Here is a 16,371-nt window from a genome sequence, read left to right as displayed (position 1 = left end):
GACAACGGCCAGCACTGCTGGCCGATTGAAGCGATGAGGTGAGCCGTGCAACTGAAAGGCACAAGGATGTTCGTGCCCACGCTGTGGTGTCGTCTGCTTGATGACGAGCCACACCAGGGTGTGGAAGCCGAGGAACGGCACTGGAGCACGTTGGATGAGTACAAGGCGGCGATCGTGCGTGACCTGGAAATTCTGGTCAACACTCGTCGTGAACTGCTCAGTGCTCGGCTCGCCGACTATCCATCGTTACAAGGGTCTCTGCTGGAGTATGGCCTGCCCGACTTTCTCGGGCGGGGATTACACAGTACCGATGACCGTCAGCTGATTCAGCGCCAGTTGGAACGCGCCATCGAGAGCAATGATTGTCGCTTTCGCAACGTGCGAGTTCGTCTGCTCGACCAGGACAACCAGGATCGTCTCCTGCGCTTCCGGGTCGACGCCATGCTGGTACTGATGGATGCCCGGCAGCAGGTGGCATTCGATGCCGTCCTGCAGGCCGAAACACAACGCTATAAAGTACAGAACCTGACCTGATGCTCGACGATCTGCTGCCTTACTATGAAAAGGAACTTTCGCACCTGCGCTTTCTCGGCCGGGAGTTTGCGCGTGAGTATCCGAAAGTTGCCGCGAGGTTGCAGCTCGAGGAAGACAATAGTGCGGACCCCCATACCGAGCGACTGATCGAGGCTTTTGCCTTCCTCTCCGCGCGAGTGCACAAGAAGCTCGATGATGACCTTCCCGAGATCGTTGAGTCCTTTCTTGAAGTGCTTTATCCGCACTACCTGAGGCCGACGCCATCGCTGTCGATTGCCCAGTTCGACCTCGGCGACAGCTCGACTCTGGATTCGCGCTATCACCTGCCACGCCACACCGAGTTGTTCTCGCGTGCTGTGGGGGGGACCACCTGTCGTTTTCGGACCTGTTATGACGTCACGGTATGGCCGGTGCGTGTCGATAATGCTCGTTTCTCGCTGCTCGAGCGTTCGGCCTTCAATGGTCGGGATCGTGACAGCGTGGCGCGTCTCGATCTCAATCTGAGTAGCCTGGCGGAGCAGAGCATCGCGCCACTGGAGATCGATCAGTTGCGCTTCTTCCTTGATGGGGAAGGGGCCCTGATGCACCCGCTGCACGAGCTGTTGTTCAACAACCTCTCACGGATCAGCGTCAGCTTCGATGAAGAAGGCCAGCGAAGTGAGGTCAATCTGCCGTTGGCGTGTGTACAGCCGGTTGGCTTCGACCCGGATGAAGGCTTGATCGACTACTCCGAGCGTTCTTTCCTCGGATATCGTCTGTTGCACGAGTACTTCGTGTTTCCCGAGAAGTTCATGTTCGTTGATCTTCGCGGTCTGGATCGGGTGTTGGCCCGTGTGGAGGGTACTCAGTTCCAGCTGCACTTTCATTTTGCTGATTATTCTTCGAACGAACGTTTGTCACGCTTGGCGCAGAACCTTGGACGAAACCACTTCAGGCTTGGTTGCACGCCGGTCATCAATCTGTTTCGTCGCCTCGCCGAGCCGATCAAATTGACTCACACCCAGCACGAGTATCCGGTGGTGGCTGATGTGCGTCATCCCTATGGTGTCGAGATCGTCTCCATCGATCAGGTGAAGCGCGTCAAGAAGACCGCACAGCGTGATGAGGTGACGGTCTGTCACCCATTCTTCGAGCCGCGTTGGCATGATCAGCGACACGGTAACAGCCACTGGCTGGCCCGCCGAGTGCCCTCGGAGCGTCGCCAGGACGTCGGTACAGAGATGCAGCTGCGTCTGGTGGATCGCGAACTGACTCGGGTTGAAGCGTCCAGTGACGTGCTTAGCCTGCAGTTGACCTGCAGCAACCGTGACCTTCCGCAGCAGTTGAACTTCGGCCACCCGCAGGGCGACTTCACCTTGCCGCGAGAGCAAGTGGTCAAGGCGATCCGTTGTCTGCGCAAGCCGACCACTGCTGTACGCCCGCCGCTGGGCAAGGGGCTGATCTGGCGTCTGATCTCGCATCTATCACTCAACCATCTATCGATGGTGTCGCGTGGTCGTGAAGCGTTGCTGGAAATGCTGGCGTTGTACAACTATCGCGATACCGAAGCGGCCCGACGCCAGATCAAGGGTATTACTGCCATCGATAGTGAGCCGACCATGACACGGATCGGGCACCCGCGTCCGGCTTTCGTCAGGGGGTTGGGTATTACGCTGGAGCTCGATGAACAACAGTTCATCGGTAGCGGCATCTATCTGTTCGGGATGGTGTTGGATCACTTCCTCGCACAGTACTGCTCGATCAACAGTTTCACCCAACTGACGCTGCGTAGTCGTCAGCGCGAAAAGGATGTCGTGACATGGCCGCCCAGAACCGGCACTCAGTCCCTGGTCTGATCGACCGAGCAAGGGCTGAACCGTACCGGTTTGGCTTCTTCCAGCTCGTTCGCCTGTTCAGACTCCATTACAGCCACCTCGGTAGGCTCGACCCCGAGTCGCGTCCGCACGAGGATCCGTTGCGTTTCCGCAGCAAGCTGTCACTGGAGTTTCCGGCCAGCGAGATCAGCGACCTGACCTTCGAAAGCAGCAAGCGTCTGTCGGCCAATGATCAGCCGCTAACCGAGATACAGGTCACTTTCATGGGGCTGGTCGGGCCTTCTGGCGTGCTGCCGCGTCCCTATACCGAGACCCTGATCGACCGTCATATCCATCTGCGTGACGATGCGGGTCATGCGTTTCTCGACCTGTTCTCCCATCGCATGACCGCGATGTTCTACGAGGCCTGGCAGAAATACCGCTTCTTCATCGAGTACGAGCGCAAGGGCGAGGCGGATTTCGAACGTCAGCTGCAAGCACTGGTGGGGCTCACCGATCACTCCCGCGGCCTGCTGACCAACCGTCATCAGACAACCGAGCCGCAAGCCGATCTGCCACGCGAGCTGTTCAGCTACTTTGCCGGTCTGCTGGCTCAGCGGCCGCGTAATCAGCTCAATCTGCAATCGATGCTGGAGTTCTATTTCAACGTGCCGATCCAGGTACGCCCTTTCAGCGGGCGCTGGCTGGAGATTCCCGAACGCGAGCGAACGCGGCTTGGACGTGGCAACTCACAGCTCGGGCAGTCCGCTGTTGCCGGTACTCGGGTGTGGGACTACCAGTCCTGCGTCAGGATCGCGCTTGGCCCGTTACCGCTCAGCGACTATCAGCGTTTTCAGCCGGGGCAACCCGACCATACCCAACTGATCAGCCTGACCCGTTACTACCTCGGTGCCGAGTTGGACTTCGAGATCGAACTCGATCTCGCCGCAGAGCAGGTGCCCGCGGCACGCCTCGGCGGCGATGACGGTGTCACGCTCGGCCGTATCGGCTGGCTGGGTGGGCGCCCCCGCGCCCGTGATGGCCAGGCCCTATTTCGTATTCCCTTCAACGGAGCCACCACGTGAGCCTCAAGACACTATTTGCCAAGCTCAATGATGTCAGCCGCGGCGCGATGGAAGAGGCCGCTGGGCTGTGTCTTGCCAAGCGCCAGTACGAGGTCGATATCGAGCACCTGTTGCTCAAACTGATCGATGCGGATGACAACGACGTGCTGCGTATCGCGCGGCACTATGAGTTAGCCCTGGATCGACTGGCGGACCAGCTGGATCGAGCTCTTGAGACCTTCAAGACAGGCTGTACTCGGACGCCTGCGTTATCTCCGCACATCACGCGCTTGATCGAGCGTGCCTGGGTGATTGCGTCGATCGATCAGGACAAGGGACTTGTCCGCAGTGGTCACCTATTGCTGGCTTTGCTCAGTGATCAGGAATTGTGGCGTGTGGTCAGCGAGAGTGCGCCGGAGCTCGAGAACCTCGATGCCGATGACCTGCGTCTCAATTTCGATGACTTGCTGGCATCAAGCCCGGAGCAGCAGTCGGCCGAGGCTGCTCAGCCTCAGTCCAGCAAGGGCAGCGGCAGCGGAAAACGTGGAGGCAAGACCCCCGCGCTGGACCAATACACCATCAATCTGACTGATAACGCGCGTGAAAAGCGTATCGATCCGGTGCTGGGCCGCGATGCGGAAGTCCGGCAGATGATCGATATCCTCACGCGCCGTCGGCAGAACAACCCGATCCTCACCGGTGAGGCAGGGGTCGGTAAGACCGCCGTCGTTGAAGGGCTGGCGCTGAAGATTGTCGCCGGCAGCGTGCCCGAGGCACTGGCCAATGTAGAGCTGCGTACGCTTGATCTTGGCCTGTTGCAGGCGGGAGCTGGGGTCAAGGGAGAGTTCGAGCAGCGCCTCAAGAATGTGATCGAAGAGGTCAAGCGCAGCCTGCATCCGATCATTCTGTTTATCGACGAGGCTCACACCTTGATCGGCAGCGGTGGTCAGGCAGGGCAGAACGACGCTGCCAACCTGCTCAAGCCGGCGTTGGCGCGTGGTGAGCTGCGTACCATCGCGGCGACCACCTGGGCGGAATACAAGAAGTACTTCGAGAAGGACGCCGCTCTGGCGCGGCGCTTCCAGGTGGTCAAGGTCGACGAGCCCACCGAGGATGTGGCCATCGACATGTTGCGCGGCCTCGCGAGTCGCATGCGCGACCATCATGGTGTCGAGATTCTCGACGATGCCGTGGTTCAGGCCGTACGCCTTTCTCACCGCTACATCAGTGGTCGCCAACTGCCGGACAAGGCAGTCAGCGTGCTGGATACCGCTTGCGCGCGCGTTGCCCTCGGTCAGGCCGTAGCACCCGCCCAACTGGAAGATGCGCGCCAGCGTCGGCTGGACCTCGAAGCCGAGCAGAGCGTACTGCGCCACGAACGTGAACGTGGCGAGAGTGCCCACGATGCTCGTCTCGCTGATCTGGAGGAGCAACTGGCCGAGCTGGGTGAGCAGATCGAAGCACTGGAAGCGCGCTGGCAGCAGCAGCGTGAATCCGTCGCAACGATCCGCGAAGCCGAGCAGCAGCTGAGCGAAGCCAGTGACGATGCGGCGAAGGCAGGTGCTCGCGAGGCGCTGCTCAAGGCGCGGCAGGAGCTCGGTAGCCAGGCGGGGGACCAGCCGCTGGTACACGACTGTGTCGATGGCAATGCCATTGGCGCTGTGGTCGCCGCCTGGACCGGCATTCCGCTGGGCAAGATGCAGCGTGACGAGATCGATACCGTACGCCGCCTTCCTCAGTTGCTGGGAGAGCGGGTCATCGGTCAGGACCACGGGCTGGTCGAGATCGGCAAGCGTATCAGCCTGTCTCGAGCCAAGCTCGAGGATCCCAACAAGCCCATCGGCGTCTTCCTGTTGTTGGGTCCCAGTGGTGTCGGCAAGACGGAAACGGCGTTGGCGCTGGCCGACACTCTCTACGGCGGTGAGCGCAATCTGGTCACCATCAATATGTCGGAGTACCAGGAAGCCCATACCGTGTCATCGCTGAAGGGCTCTCCGCCCGGCTATGTCGGCTATGGCGAGGGTGGGGTGCTGACCGAAGCGGTGCGCCGCAAGCCCTACAGTGTGGTGCTGCTGGATGAAGTGGAAAAGGCGCATCCCGATGTGCTCGAACTGTTCTTCCAGGTGTTCGACAAGGGCGTCATGGAGGACGGTGAGGGACGTGAGATCGACTTCCGCAACTGCGTGATCCTGCTCACCTCCAACGTCGGTACCGACTGGATCATGCAGCGTTGCCTCGGTGCGGAGGAGTACCCCGAGCCCGAAGGTCTGGTCGAGGAGATGCGCGATACCCTCAATGGTGTCTTCAAGCCCGCTTTCCTCGGACGCCTCAAGATCGTGCCTTTCTACCCGGTACAGGGTGAGGTGCTGACACGCATCGTCAATCTCAAACTGGCCCGCCTGGCACAGCGTTTCGAGCTCAATCATGGGGCACAGCTGACATTCGCGCCGGAACTCGCCGAGCACATTGCTGAACGTTGCACCCAGACCGACAGTGGCGCGCGCAGCATCGACCATCTGTTGACCGGCGCCCTGATGCCGGAGCTTGCCGAGCAGGTGCTTGAGCGCATGGCCGCCGACACTCCCATCGACAGTATTCAGGTCGGGGTCGATGAACACAGTGACTTCATCTACCGCATGGAATAACCGGCAGCAAAGGACATAAAGAAAAATGATAACTCGCAGGGAAGGGACACAGCACATGCGTTACCGCAAGGGATGGTGGTCCCTCGTGATGGTGGCGATTCTATCCAGCCTGCTGGCCGGTTGCGGCGTGAGCGGGCGAATTGGAAAGCAACTGGATGGCACTGTGGGTGACGTGTTGTTCAACCAGGACGAAAAGGTCGTGGTGACGCTCCAGGGCGACGAGCACCTCAATCCGGATGCCGACGGCAATCCACTGTCGGTTGTCACGCGTATCTATCAGCTCAACTCGCTCACCGCCTTCAACTCGGCATCGCCGCAGCTGCTGTGGCAGGCCCCGAGCGAGGCATTGGGCGATTCGCTGCTCAGTGAGCGTGAAGTCGTGCTGTTGCCGGAACGCGAAGTGGTCGATAGCGCGCCCATGGCAACGGAGACGCGCTATATCGCAGTGGTGGCATTCTTTCGCCAGGTGCCGGACAACCGCTGGCGTCTGGTGTTTGACGCCACTGCAATGCGCAAGGACGGCATCCTGACTTCACCGGATGGCGTCATTGTGCATCTCGCAGACCACCACATGGAGGCGGTAGGCGACAGCGCTGAACTACTCGCCTCCCGTAACGAAAGCCAGTGATGTCTCGCGCCACCGGCGCTGAGAAGGGAAGGGACCAGTGAGCAAGCATAATCGCGTGATGTGGTCGGAAGGGATGTTCCTTCAACCTCAGCACTTTCAGTATCAGGACGAGTATCACCAGCATCAGCTGAGTGAGGCGAGCCAGCGTGTCGGTGCCTTCAATTGGGGGGTGCAGGAGCTGGAAGTCGATGTCGATGCGCTGGCCCAGGGGCGCCTGCAGCTAACGCGCCTCAAGCTGGTGTTTCCCGATGGGACTCTGGTGGATGCGCCGCAGCACGATCCGTTGCCACCCGCACGTGACCTCGGTGAGGTGAGCGGTGTCTCCGAGTGCCGCATTTTTGCCGCATTGCGTTTGACTGAACCGTTCTCCTCCAATGTGGTTGATGACGAGCATCGGCGTGGCAGCAGCCGCCGCTATCGGCAGCGCTTCAGCAATCTTCCGGATCTGGTCGAAGGTGATGTCGAGAACGAACTCTCATTGCTGGAGCTCAATGTTCGTCTATTGCTGGAAGGCGATGACCTGGAAGGTACCAGTCATTGCCCGCTGGTACTGCTCAAGCGTAACGCCACCGGTGGGTTCTCGGTGGACGGCAGCTTTGTCCCTCCAAGTCTGCATCTTGGCGCCAGTGACACGCTGATGACGCTGGCTCAGCGCTTGATCGGAGTGCTGCAGGCCAAGAGCGAGGCACTGTCGAACCGCCGTCGGGAGCGTGCCGACCAGGTGGCGGAGTTTGGTTCCAGCGATGTCACGCTGTTCTGGTTGCTGTACACCGTCAATCGCGCCTATCCGCATCTGGCGCATCTGCTGCAGCATCCCCGGTTGCACCCCGAGCGCCTGTTCACCTTCCTGGCGGACCTCGTGTCGAGTCTGATGACCTTCTCGATGAGCCATCGGCTTGGCGATCTGCCGGCCTATCGCCACGAGGACCCCACGGCGTCGTTGTATCGGCTCGACAGCATGGCACGTGAGCTGCTCGATACCGTGGTGCCCAACCAGTACATCCCGATCGCACTGGAGCAGACCAAACCTTCCTACTTCGTGGGACGACTGCACGATTCGCGTCTGGTGGATGCCGACTTCTACGTCTGCGTGCATGCCGATATGCCCGGAGCTCGACTTATCGAACTGGTGCCTCGCGCCTTCAAGGTCGGCTCACCGGAGGATATCGAGGTCGTGGTCAACAGCGCCATGCCTGGTGGTTCGCTGGTTCACGCCAGCCGACTGCCGGTGGCGATCCCCGTGCGTCTCGACAATCACTACTTTGCACTGGAACCGCGCGGCCAGATGTATGAGCGGATGATGTCGGCGCAGGCCATCGCCTTCTACGTCCCCAGTGGCTTCACCAATCTCAAGATTGAACTGATGGCGGTGCTCAAATGAATCAGTACATAACGACACAACAGGATTCAGCAGTGGAGGCACCGACCACGCTGCTCGGCCTGACGCAGGATTTCTTTTCCATGGTGCTGATGATTCGCCGTGGCAGTGAAGCGCAGAGCGTCGATGCTTTTCTCGAGCACGTCGCCACCTACTTCAGTGAACTGGAGTCACAGGCGCTGGCCGCAGGCTACTCCATGGAGCAGTACCGCGACGCCCAGTACGCGATGTGTGCTTTCCTCGATGAGAGTGTGCTCGGTGCCGGGGCCAACAACATTCGTCAACATATTGAGCTGCATCCGCTGCAATACCGCTATTTCGGCGTACACCTGGCGGGTGAAGGCTTCTTCGAACGGCTCGACTCGTTGCGTAGTGACGTCAAGGGCAACGTGGATGTGCTGGAGGTCTATCACCTGTGCCTGGCGCTGGGGTTCGAGGGCAAGTATCGCCTCGAGCACCGCGACCAACTGCGCTATATCGCCAACACCCTGGGTCAGGACATTGCGCGTTATCGCAAGTCACCCAAAGAGCTGGCGCCAGATTGGCGCTTGCCCGATCAGGTAGGTCAGCTGCTGCGTCACGAGATTCCGGTGTGGGTCTACCTGGTATTGATCGCGCTGCTGTGTGGCGTGGTGTTCCTGGTGCTGGACGGCATTCTGGATTCACGAGTCGAGGCGTTGATCGAGCGCCTGCAGACGCTGTTTGAATCATCTTGAGGGTGTCTCCATGCGGCGATTATTGAGATTCCTCAAGAGTTTCTGGCTGCTGTCCTTTGCTCTTTGGCTGGCAGCAGTAGTGTTGTGCGTGTGGTGGATCCCGCGTCTCGGTGGTGGTCCGCAGCGCCTCGCCATTGCGGTGGCACTACTCACAGCCATCTGGCTATTGGCGATAGTTCTGCGCAAGTACCGTCAGGTCCGTGCTGAGCGTGACCTCGAGGAGCTGGTGCAACTGGAGGTCAATCGCGAAGCGGCGAGCGTGGCCTCTCAGGCCAGTGATTACGAAGTCCTGCGTGAACGCCTCAAGTCAGCGCTGGGCATGCTCAAGGCGCGCGGTGGTCGCGGCGGCACACTCAGTGAGCTGCCCTGGTATCTGGTGGTCGGACATTCGGCATCAGGCAAGACTTCGTTGCTGACGCGTTCCGGTCTCAATACCGGTGTTGCTGGCCTCGGTGCCGAGTCCGGCACCCAATACTGTGATTGGTACTTCGGCAGTGATGCGGTGCTGGTTGATACTGCTGGGCGCTACATCGCGGAAGAGCAGCCGGCCCAGGAGTTTGCCAACTTCCTGCGCCTGTTGGCTCGCCGTCGTCGGCGCAAGCCGATCAACGGTCTGGTGGTGGTCATCGACCTCCCCGAGCTGCTGCGTGCGCCACGCGAGGATAACCACGCACTGGCTCAGCAACTGATTGAGCGCATCAACGAATATCACAAGGCACTGGGGTCGGCACCGCCGGTTTACCTGTGTTTCAGTAAGGCCGACCTGCTGCCGGGCTTTATCGAGGCTTTCCACAGTCTTGATTCCACTGCACGCCAGACACCCTGGGGGATGACTTTCCCGGTAGCGGATATCCGCGGAAAGGGCCTCGGTGAGTCCTTTGCTCGGCGTTTCGCGCCGATGGTCGAGGCATTGCGTGCTCATGTTGATCGCCAGGTGGTGGAAGAGGGGCGTAACACCACCAGCGCTCTGTTGCGCTTCCCGGATTATGTCGCCGAGATTCACGGTCGTCTGACGGATTTTCTCGAACCTTTCGACCTGCGTCATAACCCTGATACGGCGCCACTGACGCGTGGTCTGTACTTCACCAGTGCTCTACAACAGGGTGAAGGTCTGGAAGCCATCATTGATGTGCAGACCTGCAATACCTTCGCCCTTACCGAAGGCGCTGCGGAACGCCCAGTGAGTCGTGCACGCAGTGACCGTAGTTATTTCATCCAGGGACTGTTCCGCGATGTGTTGATCGCAGACCGCAACCTGGTACAGCACTATTCCCGCAATGGACGTCGGCAGGGCTCCAACCTTTGGATGGTAGGCGTGGCAGGGCTCGTCGGCATCGGTGTGTTGGCATTGCTCGGCCATTCCTGGTGGCTCAGCTATAAGCAAGGCCAGCAGTTGGATGAGCAACTGGATGCGGTTGTCGATGCATCCGACAGTGATCGATTGTCGATGCTCAACGAACAGTTGGTTCATCTGAAGAGTGAGGAGCGCGAAGGGCTGGCCGCCTGGCAGAATGCGGGTCTGGGGATCGATGATGATTTGCGCCCCGCTGTTGAGCAGGTGTGGATGGATGCCATGCGTGATCAGGTGCTCACGCCATTGGGCGAGGATCTGGGGCGGCGTCTGGCCGAGGTAGGAGCGCTGGCCACCTCGCTGGGACTCGACAACCAGATTGAAGTACCAGTCAGTGAAGATGAAACGGGTGACTCTGGAATGGTCGCTGGCGCGATGGGCGAAGGCCGCAACATGGTTTCGGAGAGCGGTGATCGGATGCGAGACCGCCTGACCAGCCGCCCGTCGCTGGGCAGTATTCCGCGATCACCTGGTGAACTGGCTGGACGTGTGCGTGGTGAGCTCGATTATCGGGTACGCGGTAGTGCCAATGACGCCTTCTGGAGCGCACGTCAGCAGGGTCGAGATGCATTGCGTGAGGGGGCGCGAGATGCCTGGCGGAATGGGTTGAGCGACGAGGAAATCGCGAGTTCCGCGTTCACCCATGCAGGGCCGGCCTTCACCGATGCAGCACTCAATCGTCTGGAGCCGACGCAGGTTGCAGACCTGATCGATGCTTATGACGTGCTCAAGCTGTATCTGGTCCTGAGCAACCCCGAGGCCCACGCAGACCAGAGCGAGTTCGTCAGCAACATGTTGCCGCGCGCCTGGCAGCACTTGTCCGATCGCAGCTCACGGGTACCAGGTGAGCGCTCACTGATTGCCGATAATGTGGCGCTCTACAGTGACTACCTTGCTCAAGGCAAGGCACCGGCCATCGAGCCTGACGAACGATTGATCGCTCAGGCACGGGCCGATCTCAAGTCCTTCCTGGTCAACCAGTCTCCCGCGGATCGTGAATATCTGCGCCTGCGTCTGCTGTCGGAGGAGCAATTCCCGCCGCTGACGCTGGCCGACATTCTGCCGGAAGCCGGCCAGCCGATGATGTATGCCGGTGAAGCCGTGCCAGCGTTCTTTACTCACCGAGTGTGGGAGGAATTCGTGCGTCCGGAACTGGCGAAGACGCTGGCCTCGGACATTGAAGTTGAGCGCGATTGGGTGTTGGAAGGCGATTCATCGCTGGATGAAGTGCAGGGCAAGGCGCAGTTCGCCAGCGAGGTGTTGGGTCGCTACAAGAGCGATTACGTCTATGCCTGGGAGCGCTTCATCGCCGATGTCGGTGTGCGGCGTTTTGATGACCTGAGCAACTCGCGCGCTCACTTGACTCAGCTCAGTGATTATCAGCGTTCACCGCTGAAAGTCCTGCTTCAGGTAGTGAATGAAAACACCAACTGGGACTCCCGAGAGGCCAAGCAGCGCCAGGCCGAGAGTGCTGGTGAGGAAGGTGAGGCCGGTACGTCGGAGTCTCAGGGGTTCTGGCAGGGTACCCTGGATTGGGTAAGCGGTGATGAAGCCGCCGACAAGGTGGCGCTGCTCAGTGATATGCCACCGATCCATGATGGCTTCCTCGCTTACCACTTCGAGCCGGTGAGCAATCTGTTCTCCACCGAGGCCGGTGCCGAGGGCGACAGCAACCATATGGATCAGTACCTGCTGTTGCTGCGTCAGTTGAAGGCGCGCCTCGATAGCCTCGAGCGTGGCGACCTGGGTAAGCGTACCAAGCAATTGATGGAAGACGTGATCGGCGGCAATCCCAATGAGATTACCGCCGTGCGCAACTATGTCGCGGCCAACATCGATACCTCACGCGATGAGCTGGTGCAATCGATACAGAGCCTGTTCCGTGATCCGGTGGAGTTCTCGGTGGCCAGTCTCGATGGGCCGATTGCCGAGCAGTTGGCGGCCGCCTGGAGCGATCAGATCGCCACGCCATGGCAGAGCATGGTCAACGGCCGTTATCCCGTCAGTGATTCCAGCAACGAAGCCTCAGTGCGTGACCTTCGCCAGTTCGTTGATCCGCAGTCCGGGTTGTTGGTGACCTTCGATGAGAAGGAGGTCGGCAATCTCGATGAGGCGGGGGGCGAAGGAGAACCGCTGGTCGATCCGAGTATCACGGCGACCATCGCTGAAGGAACCAGTGTCGGTCGGGTGCTGGAGAGCCTGGCGGATGTCGAGAATGGTTTCGAGATCATGATCCAGCCGGCATCCAACTTCACCTCGATCGAGCTGACGTTGGACGGCCAGCAGCAGCAATATCGCAATGGCCCTCAGTCGTGGGAACGATTCACCTGGCCGGGTGATGAGCGTCAGGCTGGGGCGCGCCTGGAAGTTGTCACCTTCGGTGGGCAACGTGTGACGGTCTTCGATTTTCCGTCGCGTTGGGGGTTGTTGAAGCTGATTGACTCCGCCGATGTCACCAATCTTGATGCGGTGCGTCAGCGTTTCACCTGGTACACCAGCATGGGGCCGGTGAGTCTGGTGGCGCGCAACTTTGGTGGCGTCAAGCTCACCGACCTCAAGCAGGTGCGGCGTTTACGGATTCCTACACCATCAGGAGCGCGTTGAGTGATGGCAGATAGGCAGCAGGTCGGGGAGGTCACGCCATGATCGGATATTTCGGCAAAGTGCCGGGAAGTGCCGACTTCGTGGCGTATAACGCCGCCTACAAGGACGTGCAGGAGCTGGATACCTGGCTACAGCGTTGTCTGGCGAGGATGGCCGACCAGGATGACAGCTGGCAGGACCAGTTCGATGCCCTGCCGACCTGCTTCTTCCATTTCCGTGCCAGCAATGGCTACTGGCTGCTGGGAGGACTGCACAGCTCCTGCGATGCCAGTGGGCGTCGCTACCCGCTGTTGATCTTTCAGCGCCTCAGCGTGGCGTCGCAGGTGGAGGGCAGTGTCGGTGTGCACACCCTCAGCGAAACCTTCTCTGGCCAACTGCGCACCTTGTTGCAACGCACAGTGCACGGAGAATCCAGCGTTGAAGAGTTGCATCACAGCATCGATGAGCTGCGCGAACTGGGGGATGCAGACCTCAAGCTTCAGCAACGCCTGTTGCAACGCTTTCTCGAGGATGTGCGTTTCAGCGATCTGGTGAAGGCGCTGGAACCCAGCTTCCCCGAGTTCATCGCCAACGCCTTCGCGCTGCGCATGCAGGTACTGCATCAAGGTCTGCAGCGTGGAGAGACGTTTCAGGCCGTGCTGCCGCTGCCTGCCGAGCGAGCTCTCAAACGTCCGGCCGCAGACCTCTGGCTACATTGGCTGGAGTATCAGGTGCCGCACCGGGCCAAGGCGAGCCTGTTGGTTGATGACTTCATGCGTCCTCAGCTCTGGCGTTTCGCCAGCGCCGATCATGAAGCATTCCGGTTGCTGTCCGGCCAGGCATCGAGTGCAGCGCGCGTTGATGTACTCGAAGCCTTCGAAGAATTCAATCCGCGCTGGGCGGATATGGCGCTACCGCCGGCTGAGCTGGATATGGGGACGTATATAACGCGGTTTCCTGACCAGGAAAACCCAATGGGGAGCAGGGGAACCATATCGTGGTGAAAAAGCTGATGAACAAGCTGAAATACTACTGGGCAAGATATCGTCCTTACGGCATGGCGCTGGGGTTCTTCCTGTTGATCTTCGTGATCTGGGGGCTCGGCAGCTGGTGGGGCTTCTCATCACTGGATAGCCTGCTGGTGGGAATTCTGGTGTTCCTGGTCGCTTCCGCACTCTACCTGTTGCTGCTCTACCGAGGAGTGGGGCGCAGCAAGGACGGTGATGTTGAGTCATTGTTGATCCAGAACGCTGATGATGCCGTATTGGGCGCTGCTCCAGAGGATCGCGAGGAAGTCAGCCTGCTTCGCGAGCGTCTGCTCAATGCGCTGGAGCGCATGAAGAAGAATGGTGGCGGCAAGGGCCGCAAGCGTGATCTGTTGTATCGCTTGCCCTGGTATCTGGTGATTGGCCAGCCAGCGGTCGGCAAGAGCACCCTGGTATATCGTTCAGGGCTCGACTTCCCGTTCTCTGACCGCGAGAACGCTCGTGTTTCCGGCGTTGGTGGTACGCGCCACTGTGACTGGTTCTTCAGTAGCGAGGCCGTGCTGCTGGATACCGCTGGCCGTTATGTCAGCGACGAGGAAGAAGTGGGTAAGTGGCGCGCGTTCCTGGAGCTGCTCAAGCGTCATCGCTCGCGTCGGCCGCTCAATGGTTTGATCGTCGCGGTCAGTGCCGACGAACTGATAGGTAGCACCGAGGTTGAGCGTGAGACGCTGGCCCAACGCTTGCGCGAGCGAATTCAGGAGACTCATGAACTGCTCGGGATGGCGCTACCGATCTACCTGGTCTTCACCAAGAGCGACCTGATTCCCGGCTTCCGTCAGTTCCATGCGCAGTTGGAGCCTGATCAGCGCGAGGAAGTGCTGGGTATGACCTTCCCGCATCAGGATTTCGCCAATGCCAACCTCAAACAGCGCTTTTCCGAAGGCTTGGCGCGTCTGGTGTCGCGGTGTCGCGCAATCGGTGAGCAGAGCCTGATCGAAAGCGATGTCATCCGTACCCGTGAGGATCCAGCGGCACTCGAGTTCCCATTGGAGCTGCGTGCGCTGTCTGGCGTTCTGAGTGGTTTTGTCGGCGCCTTGTTGCAGGCCAACCCCTATCAGTCGGCGCCTCTCCTGCGTGGTTTCTATTTCACCAGCGCGCTGGCCGATGGTCAGCCTGCACAGGGCGAGCATGCGCGCTCGGTGGCGCAGCGCTTCAAGTTGTCTGGTGGGCGTGGAATTGGCTCCCGGCAGGATGGCAAAAGCCTGTTCGTGACCGGACTGTTCTCGCAGGTGATTCTGCCCGACCAACACCTGGTTGGCCTCTACACTGGGCGCGATTGCGTACGTCAGCGTCAATTGCGCTGGAGTTGGGCTGCGCTCGCCCTGGCATTGTTGCTGTGTATTGCCTGGGGAGTTTCCTTCTACCACAACGCCGCTGAACTTGAGCAGATCGATACTCAGTTGGTTGAGGCCAGCGAAGCCGATAGCCAGAAGGCTGATAGCTATACCCATTGGCAGACACTGGATGCCATGCGCGGTGATGCGGAGCGCTATTTCGAGCGCCATCAAGAGGGCGTGCCCTGGTCGATGGGCTTTGGCCTCTATCACGGCAAGGATCTCGAGCCGTCGCTGCGCGAAGCGTATTTCACGCAGATCGATCGCGTGATGCTCACGCCGGTGGCCGAGAACCTCAATCAATCCTTGTTCGTGCTGCCGACCATCCCGGTTTATCAATCTGGAGGTGAGCGTCTGGAAGACATCGAGGTGGAGAGCATTGAGCCCTACGCACGGCCAGTGGATAACTCACCACAGGCGCTGGCGGATTTCGGTAACTCGACGCTTCTTACCTATCTCGAGCTGTCGCGCACGCCACGCGATAAGGTCGAAAAGGATCTGCTGCGCCAGCGGGTGCCGGACTACTGGTATCCGGCAATTGCCGAGGCGCGAAGTGGGCAACGGGATCAGCGTGATCTCGATTACGCCAGCCGGCAGATCGACTTCTATGCCGCACAGATTCATCTCGCTGATGTGCCGCGTATCAGTGACAACGCTTTCCTGATCTCGTCGAGCCGCAACTATATCGATGGCTTGTTGAATCGCTCACTGCGCACGCTGGAAACCATCACCCTGGAGTCCGACACCTTGTTTGCCTTCGGCCGTGCGGACTTTGCCGGTTTGCAGGGGGCGGGGCAGCGTCAGCTCAACCAGGTCGTCGAGCGGCTTTCCAATACCCCCAATCTGGGCCGTATCACCATTACCGGTCATGCCGATCAGATTGGTTCGGCGAGCGTCAACAAGCGACTTTCACTGGAGCGTGCCGAGACCGTACGTACCTACATGATCGGTAAAGGCATGGCGCCAGAGCTGATTGAAGCGGTTGGCGCAGGTAACGAGCGTCCACTGGTGCAGTGTGAAGGCAGCATGAGTCGCTCCGAGCGCATCGCGTGCCTGGCGCCGAATCGCCGGGTAGAAATTGAGGTTCGCGCACTTAATTGAGTGCGAATCGGGGGAAACACCAGCTGAATCGGGTGCTTCCCCGAAGTTTCTCCCTGTTGCAGGGAGGAACCCACTTCTCCGGAGGTGGGAACAAGGAGGGCCGTTCCGGAAGGGGGCATGGTAGCTCCCGGGCGGTAGCGTGCCTGAAGAAAGGCCCGAAGGGATTATCCGGGGGGCGCCCCGGCTCCCGAAAAGGGT

Annotated in this window: 10 protein-coding genes; all 10 read left to right on the top strand. The window is 59.8% G+C overall.

The window, feature by feature from the left end:
* Positions 1–45: 45 nt before the first annotated feature.
* Genes tssE through tssM form a run of 10 tightly spaced genes read left to right on the top strand, consistent with a single transcriptional unit; the run spans position 46 to position 16,173 of the window.
* Entirely contained in the window at positions 46–534 is a 489-nt protein-coding gene (gene tssE, locus AR456_RS18215; RefSeq protein ID WP_236995520.1) for a type VI secretion system baseplate subunit TssE, read from the top strand.
* Positions 534–2,369, top strand: coding sequence for a type VI secretion system baseplate subunit TssF (gene tssF, locus AR456_RS18210; RefSeq protein ID WP_021817881.1), 1,836 nt, complete (start codon positions 534–536; stop codon positions 2,367–2,369). The genes tssE and tssF overlap by 1 nt, the downstream gene beginning before the upstream one ends.
* The gene (gene tssG / locus AR456_RS18205) at positions 2,333–3,412 is read left to right on the top strand and encodes a type VI secretion system baseplate subunit TssG (RefSeq protein ID WP_021817882.1); all 1,080 of its coding nucleotides are present in this window, start codon (positions 2,333–2,335) and stop codon (positions 3,410–3,412) included. Before tssF ends, tssG begins: the two co-directional genes overlap by 37 nt.
* A complete protein-coding gene (tssH, locus tag AR456_RS18200; RefSeq protein WP_021817883.1) occupies positions 3,409–6,036 on the top strand; it encodes a type VI secretion system ATPase TssH in 2,628 nt (875 codons plus the stop codon). Before tssG ends, tssH begins: the two co-directional genes overlap by 4 nt.
* Before the next feature lie 55 nt (positions 6,037–6,091).
* Entirely contained in the window at positions 6,092–6,664 is a 573-nt protein-coding gene (tssJ, locus tag AR456_RS18195; protein ID WP_021817884.1) for a type VI secretion system lipoprotein TssJ, read from the top strand.
* A 37-nt stretch (positions 6,665–6,701) separates the two neighbouring features.
* The gene (tssK, locus tag AR456_RS18190) at positions 6,702–8,045 is read left to right on the top strand and encodes a type VI secretion system baseplate subunit TssK (RefSeq protein WP_021817885.1); all 1,344 of its coding nucleotides are present in this window, start codon (positions 6,702–6,704) and stop codon (positions 8,043–8,045) included.
* On the top strand, positions 8,042–8,758 hold the full coding sequence (gene icmH, locus AR456_RS18185) for a type IVB secretion system protein IcmH/DotU (protein ID WP_031207241.1): 717 nt from the start codon (positions 8,042–8,044) through the stop codon (positions 8,756–8,758). Before tssK ends, icmH begins: the two co-directional genes overlap by 4 nt.
* Positions 8,759–8,768: 10 nt before the next feature.
* Entirely contained in the window at positions 8,769–12,713 is a 3,945-nt protein-coding gene (locus tag AR456_RS18180; RefSeq protein WP_021817887.1) for a type VI secretion protein IcmF/TssM N-terminal domain-containing protein, read from the top strand.
* 38 nt (positions 12,714–12,751) lie between these two features.
* The gene (gene tagF / locus AR456_RS18175; RefSeq protein ID WP_021817888.1) at positions 12,752–13,696 is read left to right on the top strand and encodes a type VI secretion system-associated protein TagF; all 945 of its coding nucleotides are present in this window, start codon (positions 12,752–12,754) and stop codon (positions 13,694–13,696) included.
* A gap of 8 nt (positions 13,697–13,704) precedes the next feature.
* Positions 13,705–16,173 carry a type VI secretion system membrane subunit TssM gene (gene tssM / locus AR456_RS18170; protein WP_031207243.1) on the top strand — a complete coding sequence of 823 codons (2,469 nt, stop codon included), beginning with the start codon at positions 13,705–13,707 and terminating at the stop codon, positions 16,171–16,173.
* Positions 16,174–16,371: the final 198 nt, after the last annotated feature.

The organism is Halomonas huangheensis, from assembly GCF_001431725.1.
Lineage (GTDB): Bacteria > Pseudomonadota > Gammaproteobacteria > Pseudomonadales > Halomonadaceae > Halomonas > Halomonas huangheensis.
This window is presented reverse-complemented; position numbering and strand designations above follow the sequence as displayed.